Genomic DNA, 11,926 nt, shown 5'->3' on the forward strand with positions numbered 1-11,926 from the left:
ATTCGGGTCCGATTTAGCCTTGCCGGAACGCGCGGTCGTTCCCGTTTAAAAATCGGCCGAACCGGCTCCTACCCGATGTACCGCAGGTCGTCGTCCGGCACCGCGGGGCCGTCCTGCATCTCGCGGATCTTGCCGACGACCTCTTCCATCTCCTCGGCACGGTCCTCCAGGCTCTCGTAGTCGACGGAGAAGTCGAGGACCGCTTCGAGCACCTCCAGCACCGCGCGGGCGCTCTTGGGGTCGACGAGGTAGCCGCTCGTCTCGCCCATCAGACAGGCGGCGTCGAAGCCGCGGCGCCCGCCGAGCCCGAGCACCAGCCCGGAGACGCCGACGATGCCGCCGGCGGGCTCGTCGGGGCGGAACTCGACGCCGGCCTCCGTCAGTCCGTCGATGAGGTCCGCGTCGGAGACCGCGCCGAGCACGGTGTACTCCTCGACGAGCTCCCCGGTGGGAACCCCGCCGAGCGCGTACGCCCGCGTCGCGCCGAACTCCTCGGCGATATCGAGGAACGTGGTCGTGAGCGTGTAGTGCCCCGCGTTCGAGCCGGCCTGGTGGTCGCCGGTCAACACGAGCAGGTCGGCGCCGTCGGTCTCGACGGCGTGGAACTCGGCGCAGGTCAGCTCCGCGACCCCGTCGCCGTCGACGCTCACCTGCGGCGGGAACTCCGTCGTGTACACGCGGCGGACTAACTCGCCGTCGAACTCCTCGAGGAGGTGTTCCGCCGCCAGCTTCCCCACGTGGCCGACGCCCGGGAGCCCCTCGATGAGCACCGGGTCGTCGAGCTCCGGCGTCGCCACCTCGTCGATCTCGATGTCGTCCATGTCGCATCCGTCCGGGCGGCGGTCACAAGAGGGTGGCTATTCCGGCGTTGTGGGCGGGACTCGACGTCGGCGCGGAACCGGTGTTACTCGGACGCCCCGCGGCGCCGCGCGCGCCGCCGGTACTCGCCGTAGGGATCCTCGGGGCTGAACGGCGCGGGCGCGCTGTTCGCGGTCGGGCCGTCGCACTCGGGACAGCTGTCGCCGAGCGTGTACACCGGGCGGTCGTGAGCCGTCTCCCAGTTCGTGCAGACGCGGATGTCGGATTTCACGGGTATACAAAGAGTCGTCGGTCGGAGCGACTACTCGTCGTCCTCGCGGCGCTCGCGGTGGAACTCGCCGACGCCGCCGGCGTCCTCGATCGCCTTTCGGGCGCGGGCCGCGGCGGTCTCCAGCTGGTCCTCGGCCGTCTTGTAGTCGGGCGCGCGGACCTTGATCCGGTACTCGGGCGAGCCGACGTAGCCGACCTCGAGGTCGACGCCGTCCGGGATCTCGCCGTCGCCCTCGGCGGCCTCCAGCGCCGCCTTCACGTCGTCGACGCCGTCGGGGGCCGCGGACTCGAGGTCGACGTAGCCGGTCACGTCGACGTACGGCACCGAGACGTTGTCGCGGGCGGCCTCGACGATCGCCTCGCGTGCGTCGTCGTCGACGTCGACCCCGTCCAGGGCCTCGTCGCCGCTTATCGCCGCCGCCTCGAAGGCGTCGTACAGCGAGTCGTACTCGGCGAGGAGCGCGTTGGCGACCTCGGTGTACCGGTCGTCGTCGACGTCCTCGCCCAGCGCGATGAGCATCCAGTTGTCGGCCTTCTGCGAGTTCTTCCAGGCCTGTATCTTGTCCTTCCGCTGGTGCTCGTTGACGTCTTTGATCGACAGGTCGATCTGGTTCGCGGACTCGTCGACCTCGAGCACCTTCGCGACGACCGTCTGCCCCTCGCGGACGTGGTCGCGGACGTTCTTGATCCAGCCGGAGGCGACCTCGCTGATGTGGCAGAGGCCGCGCTTGTCCTCGTACTCGTCGAGGTCGACGAAGACGCCGAAGTCGGCGATCTCGTCGACGTCGCCGACCACCAGCTCGCCGGGTTCGGGCCAGCCGCTGTACTTCATACGGGGTTGGTGAGGCGGTTACCGCGCCTCAACGGTTTCGACGATCTCGCCGTGGAGCTCGGCCTCCCCGCCGGTCGGGGTCGCGAGCGTCGTGCCGCAGACCGCGCACGACACCACGGAGGAGGCCTTGCCGAAGACGACCTGTTCGTTCTCGCAGTCGCCGCAGGCGACGCGGTGGAAGCTTCCCGCCATGCTTACTCCTGGAAGGTGAGCCGGCCGGCGCGCCATCCCTCGCGCATGTGGGCCTTGCCGCAGTCGCCGCAGCGGTACTTCAGGTGGGTCTTCTTCGTCGGCTTGTCGCCCCCGGGCACCTTCGAGTACCCGCCGGCGTTGCCGATGGTCGCGAGCGCGCGGCGCCGCTGGCGCGCGTCTCGCTTCATTCCGGTCGCCCGACCCGATCGAACCTTCTCCACTTCGTGCTCGTGGTGCGAGTCACAGTGTGGACAGTACGTGTTGAAACGACGTGGCATCTCCATGGATATCGACCTTGAGTCGCGGTTCGTCGCCGACGCTTAAAACGGGTTTGGTCTGTCTCCCGGCCGGCGATCGGGCGCGCGGAGCGTCCGCGACCCCGCCGCGGTTCGCCCGATCACTCCTCCCACTCCGCGACGGCCCGCACCGGCGACCCGTCCCCGCCGCGCAGGCGGAGCGGGAACGCGTACAGCCGGAACCGCGCCGGCAGCCCGGCGAGCCCGCGGAGGTTCTCGACGATCGGCAGGCCGCCATTTAAAAGGGCGTCGTGAGCGGGCGTGCCGTCAGGCTCGTCGTTCGTCGGGGGTGAGTCGTCCGTCGGAAGCGACCCGTCCGCGGCCGGCGTCGGGTCCGGCCCGAACGCGTCGAGCCCGACGCCGACGCCTCGCTCTCGACACCACGTCGCAGCGGTCTCGGTCAGGTACGGGTGGTCGCGATAGCGCTCGGTCCCCCAGTGAGCGGCCCAGCCGGTACGGCAGACGAGAAGGTCGACCGTGGAGTCGGCCTCCGCCGAGTCGCCGTCGGCCGCGCCCGCTCCCTCCCCGACCGCCCCCGCCAGCGCCTCGGCCGTGATCGCCTCCCGCGGCGCCAGCGGCCGGAGGTCCACGAGGCGGGCGTCGAACGCGAACCGGCCCGGATCGATCTCGTCGATCGTCTCCCCCTCGGAGAGCGTGTGCCGGGGCGCGTCGACGTGGGTCCCGGCGTGGGTCCCGGTCCGGAGCTCGCTCGTCGCGTAGCCGTCGGCCTCGTGGGTCGCGTCGGGCGCGAGCGTCACCTCGGGGTCGTCGGGGTAGGTCGGCATCCCCGTCTCGATCGGGCGGGAGAGGTCGCGGAACACGTGCGCCGGTGGAGCGCGCCGCCGCTTAAAAACGACGGGCGAGCGGACTCCACCGCCCGCCGCGGTCGGTCCGACTTCCGTGGCCCGGCCGACCTCCGCGGCCCGAACGTATTTCCTCCGGCCGCCGTTCGGTGCGCCCATGTCAGCGCTGCCGCTCGACGCCTACTACGACCTGACGCAGATCGGCGAGGTCTCCCTCTCCCCGTCCGGCGACCGCGTCGCCTTCACCGCGACCGAGTACGATCAGGCCGCCGACGAGGCGGTCGACTCCCTCTTCGTCGTCCCGACCGACGACTCCCGCGAGCCGCACCGGCTGACGAGCGCGCCCGGCGCCTCCGCGCCGGCGTGGGGGCCCGACGGCGACCGCCTCGCGTTCGTGGCCGCCCGCGACCGCGACGTCGAGCGACGGGTCGGCTGGCGGGACCGAGACGAGGAGGGCGACGGGGATGAGGCGGAAGCGGCGGACGACGAGAACGGGGGAGACGACGACGGCGAGGACGGGGACGCGCCCGCCGGCGACGACGAGCCCAAGCCCCAGGTGTGGCTGTTCGACCTCGCGTTGGGCGGCGACGCCCGACAGGTCACGGAGCGCGACGAGGGCGTCGCCGACTTCGACTGGTCGCCCGGTGGCGACCGGCTGGTGATCGAGTCGCGCGACCCGACCGACGAGGAGTCCGACTACCTCGATCAGGTGCGCGAGGAGGGCGGTCCGATCGAGACGACCCGGCTCCAGCACAAGGTGAACGGCGTCGGCTGGACCGACGACGTGACGCCGTACCTCTTCGTCGTCGACCTCGACGACCCCGAGAGCGACCCGCGACGCCTCGACGACGCGTACGGCGGCGGCGCCTTCCAGGACATCGCCGGGATGGACCCCCACTGGGGCGAGGGCGACCGGATCGCGTTCACCTCCTGCCGGCTCGACCGGCCCGACGACACCACCGTCCGCGACGTGTACGCGGTGTCGCCCGCGGGCGGCGACGCCGAGCGGCTCACCGGCGGCGAGCTCTCTCACGGCGTCCCGACGTGGCGCCCGGGACGCGACGAGCTGGCGTCCGTCGCGGGCGACCCGGACGACCCGCCCGCGCCGGCCGAGGTGTACCTCGTCGGCGGCGGGAGGGACGACGGTAAGAGAGACGAGGGCGAGGCGGGCGACGGCGTCGCCTCCCTCACGGCCGACCTCGACCGGACGGTTGCGCGCGGTGGCGAGCCGGTCTGGGTCGACGGAGCGATCTACGTCCCGATCGCCGACGAGAGCCACACGCGGCTCGTCCGGGTGGAGACCGACGGGACCGCCGAGCGCGTGTTCGCGGCGCAGGGGCGCGACCGCGCGCTGGCCGGCTTCGACGTCGCCGCGAACGGCTCGACGGCGGTGGCGGTGCTCTCGGACCCGACCGACGGGACCGACCTGTACGCGGTCGACGTCGCCGACCTCGACGGCGAAGCTGGCCCGACCGGTGACGACTCCGGGTCGACGGTCGCCGACCCGCCGGCGGAGCCCGAGTCGCTCCGCCGGCTCACGGCCGTCAACGACTCCCTGATCGAGGAGTTCTCGGTACCGGAGCCGACACGCGTCGAGTGGGAGTCGGACGGTTGGACGCTCGACGGCGTCGTCTACCACGACCCGGACGCCGACCCGGCCGACGGCGACCACCCGCTCGTGGTGGCGATCCACGGCGGGCCGATGTCGTACGACGAGCCCGTGTTCAGCTTCGCGCACGCCGCGTTAACGAGCCGCGGGTACCTCGTCTTCCGCCCGAACTACCGGGGCGGCACCTCCCGCGGCCGGGAGTTCACCGCCCAGCTGACCGGCGCGTGGGGGACCGCCGAGGTCGACGACATCGCCGCGGGCGTCGCGTCGCTCGCCGACCGCGGCTGGGTCGACCCCGACCGCGTGTTCGGGCACGGCTTCTCGTACGGCGGGATCGCGCAGGGGTTCCTCGTCACGCGGGAGCCCGACCTCTTTACCGCGGCGGCGCCGGAACACGGTATCTACGACCTCCGGTCGGCGTTCGGCACCGACGACACGCACACGTGGTTCGAGGCGGAGTACGGGCTCCCGTGGGAGAACCCGGAGGCGTACGACGCCTCGACGGCCGTCCTCGACGCCGGGAACATCGAGACGCCGCTGCTCGTGATGGCCGGCGGGGAGGACTGGCGGTGCCCGCCCTCGCAGTCCGAGCAGCTGTACGTCGCGGCCCGGAAGCAGGGCGTCGACGCCGAGCTCGTCGTCTACCCGGACGAGCACCACGACATCGGCGACCCGGACCGGGCGATCCACCGGCTAGAGAAGATCCTCGGCTGGTACGAGACGCACGACCCCGCGGCCGCGGAAGAGGACTGAGCCACGGGCTGTCGGGTCGGACGAGCGACCCGCGACCGCGGAGCGCGACTCGCCGCCCTCAGTGCTCGACGAACTCCACGAGCACCCCGCCAGTCGAGCGCGGGTGGCAGAAGGCGACCTCGTGGCCCCACGCGCCGGGGCGCGGCTCCTCGTCGATGAGATCGACACCGAGGTCGCGGGCGCGGTCCAGCGCCGCCGGGAGGTCGTCGGTCGCGAGCGCGACGTGGTGGATCCCCGATCCCTCCCGGTCGAGGTAGTCGGCGATCGCGCCGCCGTTGGCGGGTTCTAACAGCTCGAAGTAGCCGCCGCCGTCGAGTTCGAGGAAGACGACCTCCATCCCGTCGAACGTCTCGTCGTGGGCGACCGGTGCGTCGAGCAGGCCGTCGAACAGCTCGGCGAGATCGGCGGCGTCGCGCGTCGCGACACCGACGTGATCGAATCGCATGCGTCTCGGATCGGCCCCCGCTGTCTTATAACGACCGAGCCGGTTCCGATTCCCCCCGGGCCCGCCGGGATCCAAAGGCTTGGGTACTGGCCCCGAGTAGTGGCGGGCGACTCCACCAGTGAGCGACTCACAGACCGACTCGACGGAGCAGATGACGTCGCGGAACATCCTCGGCTCGCTGCTCGAGAGCGCGCTCCATGAGATGCAGCGGGAGCGCTCCGGACTGCTGCTCTCCGGGCTGTCGGCGGGGCTCGACATCGGCTTCGGCCCGCTGATGATGGCGGTGATCTTAACGCTCTCGCCGGGGAGCTTCGGCGACCTCGGGACCGAGCTGCTGCTGGCGAGCGTCTACTCCATCGGGTTCATGTTCGTCATCCTGGGCCGTTCAGAGCTGTTCACCGAGCACACGACGCTGGCCGTGATCCCGGTGCTCGACGGACAGGCGTCGTTCAAACAGTTGGGCCGGCTCTGGGGGCTGGTGTACGTCGGGAACCTCGTCGGCGGCCTGCTGTTCACCCTGCTCGTGACCCTGTTGATGCCGGAGCTCGGCGTGGTCGACCCCAAGTCGTTCGAGACCATCGCCCTGAAGCTCGTCGACCACGACCTCCCGTGGCTGTTCGTCGGCGGGGTCTTCGCCGGGTGGCTGATGGGGCTGCTGGCGTGGCTCGTGGCGGCGGCACAGGACACGACCGCCCGAATCCTCCTCGTGCTGATCGTCGCCGGCACGATCGGGCTCCTTCACCTCCCGCACTCGATCGCGGGCAACGTCGAGGTGCTGTTCGGGCTGATCGTCTCGGACGCCATCTCGCTGTCCGACTACGCCGGGTTCCTCGTGCTGGCGACGATCGGCAACGCCTTCGGCGGCGCGGTGTTCGTCGCGCTGCTGAAGTACGGCCACGTCGTCCGCGGCGCGAACTGAGCGCGTCGCGAAGCCGGACGCCACCGTCGCCGTCGTCCACCGACGCCCTCGCGGGCCGGTCGCCTCACCGCCCCGGCTTGTACTCCCCGAACTCGTCGCGGAGCACGTCCGAGACCTCCTGAACCGTCGCGTACGCCTTCACGGCGTCGACGATGTGCGGCATCACGTTCTCGGAGCCCCGCGCGGCCTCGCGCAGCGCCCCGAGCGCGTCCTCGACCGCGTCGTCGTCGCGGTCGGCCTTCACCGCCTGTAACCGCTCGCGCTGGTTCTGCTCCTGCTCGGGGTCGACCTCTTCGAGGTCCATCTCCGGCTCCTCGTCGACCTCGAACTCGTTGACGCCGACGATGACGCGTTCGCCCTCCTCGATCTCCCGCTGGCGCTCGAAGGCGACGTCCTGGATCTGCCGCTGGACCCACTGGCTCTCGACCGCCTCCAACATCCCCCCGCGGCGGTCGACCTCCTCCAGAATTTCGAACGCCTCCTCCTCGATCCCGTCGGTGAGGTTCTCCACGTAGTACGACCCGGCGAGCGGATCGATCGTGTCGGCCGCGCCCGACTCGTGGGCGAGGATCTGCTGAGTGCGCAGCGCGGTGCGGACCGACTTCTCGGTGGGGAGCGCGAGCGCCTCGTCTTTCCCGTTGGTGTGGAGGCTCTGGGTGCCGCCGAGCACCGCCGCGAGCGCCTGATACGCGACCCGGACGACGTTGTTCTCGATCTGCTGGGCGGTGAGGGTGGAGCCGCCGGTCTGGGTGTGGAACTTGAGCTGCTTCGACTTGGGGTCTTCCGCGTCGAACCGCTCCTCCATGATCTGCGCCCACATCCGGCGCGCGGCGCGGAACTTGGCGGCCTCCTCGAAGACGTTGTTGTGGGCGTTGAAGAAGAAGGAGAGCTGCGGGGCGAACTCGTCGACGTCGAGACCGGCGTCGATCGCGGCCTGCACGTACTGGATCCCGTCCCCAAGAGTGAACGCGACCTCTTGGGCGGCGGTCGAGCCGGCCTCGCGGATGTGGTAGCCGGAGATGGAGATCGTGTTGAAGTTGGGGACCTCGTCGGCGCAGAAGTCGAAGATGTCCGTGATCAGCCGCATCGACTGCTTCGGCGGATAGATGTAGAGGTTCCGCGCGATGTACTCCTTCATGATGTCGTTCTGGATGGTCCCGCGGAGCTGTTCGCGCGGGACGCCCTGCTCGTCGCCCATCGCGACGTACATCGCGAGGAGGACGGCGGCGGGCGCGTTGATCGTCATCGACGTCGACACCTCGTCTAAGGGGATCCCGTCGAAGACGGTCTCGAAGTCGTCGAGGGTGTCGATGGCGACGCCCGAGCGCCCCACCTCCCCCTCGGCCATCGCGGCGTCGGAGTCGTACCCCATCTGCGTCGGCAGGTCGAACGCCATCGAGAGCCCCGACGAGCCCTCGTCGATGAGGTAGTTGAACCGCTCGTTCGTCTCCGCGGCGGTGCCCATCCCCGCGTACTGGCGCATCGTCCAGAGCCGCCCGCGGTGCATCGTCGAGTAGACGCCGCGCGTGTACGGCTCCTCGCCCGGGTTCCCCAGATCCTCGCGGTAGTCGTGGTCCGGGATATCGGCCGGCGTGTACAGCGGATCGACCTCCTGACCGCCCGTGTCGGTGGTGAACGTGTCTTTGCGCTCCCCGAACCGGTCGACCGTCTCGCCGTAGGTCCCCGCCTCCCACGACTCCTTGGCCTCCCGTATCTCGGCCAGTTCCTCGGGATCGTACATTACTGAATCAGTCGTTCGACCGTGACTTAACCCTTTTCGGGAATGGCGTGGTCTCGGCCGCCTCGCGTGGTCGCCGGCGACCGGTTTCAAGTGGCGTCCGGTCAATTCGTACGCATGGACGTCCTCTCCGACCCGGCCGAGCGCTTCCTCGCCGCGACGGCGCCAGAACACACCGCGACGCAGGCGGCGATGGCCGAGCTGGCCGACGACTGGGGATTCCCCATCATCGGGCCGGATGCGGGGTCGGTGCTCCGGCTGCTCGCACGGCTGACCGACGCCCGGCGCGTCTTCGAGTTCGGGTCCGGCTTCGGCTACTCCGCGACGTGGTTCCTGCGCGGCGGCGCCGAGGCGGTGATCTGCACGGAGTTCGACGAGGACGAGGCCGAGCGCGGCGTCCGGTTCGCCGCAGACGGCGGCTACGCCGACCGCGTGACGTTCGAGGTCGGCGACGCGATGGAGACGATCGAGCGCTACGACGGTCCCTTCGATATCGCCCTCATCGACCACCAGAAGAGCCGCTACGCGGAGGCCTACCGGACCGTCCTCCCCAAGGTCCGGACCGGCGGGGTGATCGTGGCCGACAACATCACGCGCGGCCCGATCGACTTCGCGGACCTCGTCGCGCACTTCGAGGAGGGAGCGCCGCTGCCCGACCCCGAGCGCGACGGCGAGACTCGGGGGATCGGCGAGTACGTCGGTGCCGTCCGCTCCGACGACGCGGTCGAGACGGCGATCCTCCCGGTCGGCTCCGGCATCGCGGTGTCGACGAAGGTGGCGTGAGGCGGTGCGCAGCGCGTTCTATTTAAATACCGAACGTCGCGCGCAGCATGTCACGCGTGCCCGGACCGAGCCCGACCGCGAGCACCGTGATCAGGAGCATCAGCGTGTAGCGCGGCGACTCCTCGAACATCTCGCCGTTGAACACCCAGACGACGAACGTCGCGGCCACGAGCTTCACGAGCAGGAACGGCCACGCGTCGCCGGTGACGGCGAGGATCGAGTCCGGGAGGAGCCGGCCGGTCCAGTTCACGATCAGCGCGTTGACGACGTGTTTCGGGACGAGGTTCGCCGTCCCCGTCAGCGCCGGCATCCAGTTGAGCCCGATCACGTTGGCGACGCCGTCGATCGCGTGCCCCCAGATGATGATGATCCCCGCGACGCCGGTCCCCTGTCGGATCGTCGGCTCGTACGCGGTCGCGACCTTCCACGTGACCGCGGCCGCGACGGTCGCGATGACCAGCGTCAACGCGAGCACCTGCGGGTAGAACTCGACGTAGTCGGTCGCGGCGGCGAGGTACGAGAGGTAGGCGAGCGACGCCGCGAGCGCGAGCGCTCCCATCGCGAACAGCGGTCTGGCGTAGTCGTCGACGATCCCGCGGTTCGCCAGCCCGTACGCGGCGAGGACGCACGCGAGCGTGAACCCGAACGCGGTGAAGTAGATGAACGGGCTGATAAGCAGCGCGCTCGCGGGGAAGGGGATCAGCGGCTCCGTGCCGGCGCGGAGCGCGGCGACCCCCGAGTCCTCGACGGTGCGGAGCGCGCCGCCGAGCAGCATGAACGGGAACAGCGCGTAGAAGAACCGGAGCTCGTCGCCGATATCCAGCCGGCGGAGCAGGAAGACGACGCCGATCAGCATCCCCAGCAGGACGACCACGTAGCTCACCGTCGAGACGGTGGTGTACCCCGGGAACGCGACGACCTCGCCCGCGCCGACGGCCGCCTGACACGCCGACGAACTCCCGAGCAGCTCCGTGCCGCCGGCGTCTCGGACGGCGCACTGCGCGCCCCGACCGTCGGCGACGACGGGTCCCCAGAAGTACTGCCAGACGAACCGGTCGTACACGGCTCGCGGGAAGACGGCCGACCCGATCGCGAGGAGGAGCGCGATCCCGCCGACGACAGCGGCCCACGCCCGCTCCGGTGACTGCCCGACCCGTTCGGCGACCGGTGTGCTCATAATTCCCGTTCGGACCGTTCCCGAGTTGAGCGTTCCGGTCCGGACTCGCCCCGCGGCTCGGACCCGCCCCGCGGCCCGGCCGCCCCTCAGATCGGCGGGCCGTCGGCCTCGAAGTCGGTGCCGAGGATGATCATCGTCTGGGACCGGGAGAAGCCGTCCATCTCCGCGATCCGCTCGAACATCAGATCGCGGAGGCTGTCGGTGTCCGCGGCGACGACGCGGAGGATTACGTCCCACTCCCCGGTCGTCAGGTGGATCTCGCTGACGCCCTCGATGTCGCGGAGCCGTTCGAGCGCGTCCTCCTCGCGCCCCTGCTCCACGCGGAGCCCGACGAACGCGCTGACGCCGTACCCGACCGCCTTGGGGTCGACCTCGGCGTGGTACCCCTGGATGACGCCAGCCTCCTCCATCCGCCCCACCCGGTCGTGGACGGTCGCGCTCGACATGTCGATTCGGCGCGCGACCTCCGAGAACGGCGTCCGGGCGTCCTCTTGGAGGATCCTGAGGATCGCGCGGTCCGTCTCGTCGAGTTCCATGGTCGCGCTAGGTCGCGCGGTGACTTTGCAGTTCCGGCGTAGCGGGACGCTATCCGTCGTATTCCCAACAACTCCCGGAACCCGGTCGCGGTGACGACCCGGCCGATTGCGACTTAGCCGACGCGACCGGCCGGCCGCGGCTCGGCCGGTTACGACTCGTCCGGCGTCGCGAACGACCCCTCACGGATCGCGGTCTCCGCGGCCGCGAGCGCCTCGTCCGCGTCGAACTCCGCCGCTATCTCCCGCAGTTCCTCCTCCGAGGCGTCGGCGAGGTCCCGCGCGTGGGCCGTGACGTTCGGGACCGCGCGGATCAGGTTGTCGATGATCGGCACGTCCGCCGTCTGCGGCGACCGGCTCCCCGGGTTGAGGTCGATCACGATCTCCGTCTTCCCCATCGCGTCGAGCGCCGCGGCGCGGTCGCCGTCCTCGAGCGGGACGACGACGACGTCCGCCGCCTCGATCCCGTCGGCGTCGACGACGCCGCGGGCGTGCGACAGCCCGGGGATCTCGCCGTCGCCGGTCAGCCCCTTCACCGCGTCGGCGCCGTGCTCGCGGAGGTGGTCGGCGATGCGCCGGACGCGCTCGTCGGTGTGGTTGAAGAGGTTCACCTCCAGGTCGGCGTCGACCGTGTCGGCGAGCTCGACCGTCTCCGCGGGGGCGAGCGCGGCGACGTTGCCGTTCACCGAGATCACCGGGTGATCGGCCGCGAGCAGCGTCGCCGCCGCGGCGCGCGCGGCGCGGTCCGCGCTCGGGA

14 protein-coding genes are annotated in these 11,926 nt (G+C 70.7%); 3 read left to right on the plus strand and 11 right to left on the minus strand.

The genetic code is table 11. The annotated features are described in order from the left end of the window. Positions 1–68 precede the first annotated feature (68 nt). From B4V06_RS06980 to B4V06_RS07005, 6 genes are all read right to left on the minus strand, one after another. Positions 69–821: a proteasome assembly chaperone family protein gene (locus tag B4V06_RS06980; protein WP_123114766.1), complete on the minus strand. Its 753-nt coding sequence runs from the start codon at positions 819–821 to the stop codon at positions 69–71. Positions 822–904: 83 nt separating this feature from the next. Further along, complete coding sequence (locus B4V06_RS06985; protein WP_123114767.1) at positions 905–1,090, minus strand: RNA-protein complex protein Nop10; 186 nt, start codon at positions 1,088–1,090, stop codon at positions 905–907. Positions 1,091–1,120: 30 nt separating this feature from the next. Continuing rightward, on the minus strand, positions 1,121–1,921 hold the full coding sequence (locus tag B4V06_RS06990; RefSeq protein ID WP_498168605.1) for a translation initiation factor IF-2 subunit alpha: 801 nt from the start codon (positions 1,919–1,921) through the stop codon (positions 1,121–1,123). Positions 1,922–1,939: 18 nt separating this feature from the next. Continuing rightward, positions 1,940–2,113 (minus strand): 30S ribosomal protein S27e, encoded by a 174-nt coding sequence (locus B4V06_RS06995; RefSeq protein ID WP_008004084.1) that lies wholly within the window; start codon positions 2,111–2,113, stop codon positions 1,940–1,942. Between the two features lie 2 nt (positions 2,114–2,115). Continuing rightward, the gene (locus B4V06_RS07000; protein ID WP_004595867.1) at positions 2,116–2,397 is read right to left on the minus strand and encodes a 50S ribosomal protein L44e; all 282 of its coding nucleotides are present in this window, start codon (positions 2,395–2,397) and stop codon (positions 2,116–2,118) included. A 113-nt stretch (positions 2,398–2,510) separates the two neighbouring features. Beyond that, a complete protein-coding gene (locus B4V06_RS07005; RefSeq protein ID WP_498168610.1) occupies positions 2,511–3,230 on the minus strand; it encodes a cyclase family protein in 720 nt (239 codons plus the stop codon). A 139-nt stretch (positions 3,231–3,369) separates the two neighbouring features. Between B4V06_RS07005 and B4V06_RS07010 the strand changes: the two genes are divergently transcribed. Next, positions 3,370–5,574 (plus strand): S9 family peptidase, encoded by a 2,205-nt coding sequence (locus B4V06_RS07010; protein ID WP_498168612.1) that lies wholly within the window; start codon positions 3,370–3,372, stop codon positions 5,572–5,574. Between the two features lie 58 nt (positions 5,575–5,632). Here the strand turns inward: B4V06_RS07010 and mce are convergent, their stop codons facing one another. Next, on the minus strand, positions 5,633–6,019 hold the full coding sequence (mce, locus tag B4V06_RS07015) for a methylmalonyl-CoA epimerase (RefSeq protein WP_498168614.1): 387 nt from the start codon (positions 6,017–6,019) through the stop codon (positions 5,633–5,635). A 118-nt stretch (positions 6,020–6,137) separates the two neighbouring features. On the opposite strand from mce, the gene B4V06_RS07020 reads away from it, so the two are divergent. Continuing rightward, entirely contained in the window at positions 6,138–6,938 is an 801-nt protein-coding gene (locus tag B4V06_RS07020) for a formate/nitrite transporter family protein (RefSeq protein ID WP_123114772.1), read from the plus strand. 64 nt (positions 6,939–7,002) lie between these two features. Here B4V06_RS07020 and B4V06_RS07025 read toward each other — a convergent pair whose 3' ends face one another. Next, positions 7,003–8,679: an acyl-CoA mutase large subunit family protein gene (locus tag B4V06_RS07025; RefSeq protein ID WP_123114773.1), complete on the minus strand. Its 1,677-nt coding sequence runs from the start codon at positions 8,677–8,679 to the stop codon at positions 7,003–7,005. Between the two features lie 114 nt (positions 8,680–8,793). On the opposite strand from B4V06_RS07025, the gene B4V06_RS07030 reads away from it, so the two are divergent. Continuing rightward, positions 8,794–9,459: an O-methyltransferase gene (locus B4V06_RS07030; RefSeq protein WP_498168617.1), complete on the plus strand. Its 666-nt coding sequence runs from the start codon at positions 8,794–8,796 to the stop codon at positions 9,457–9,459. 22 nt (positions 9,460–9,481) lie between these two features. Here the strand turns inward: B4V06_RS07030 and B4V06_RS07035 are convergent, their stop codons facing one another. From B4V06_RS07035 to B4V06_RS07045, 3 genes are all read right to left on the minus strand, one after another. Next, entirely contained in the window at positions 9,482–10,636 is a 1,155-nt protein-coding gene (locus B4V06_RS07035; protein WP_123114775.1) for a DUF63 family protein, read from the minus strand. 86 nt (positions 10,637–10,722) lie between these two features. Beyond that, entirely contained in the window at positions 10,723–11,172 is a 450-nt protein-coding gene (locus tag B4V06_RS07040; RefSeq protein WP_123114776.1) for an Lrp/AsnC family transcriptional regulator, read from the minus strand. A gap of 149 nt (positions 11,173–11,321) precedes the next feature. Further along, on the minus strand, positions 11,322–11,926 hold a 605-nt coding region (locus B4V06_RS07045), incomplete at its 5' end, for a phosphopantothenate/pantothenate synthetase (protein WP_498168621.1).

The sequence above is a fragment of the Halorubrum sp. B53 genome (genome assembly GCF_059752395.1).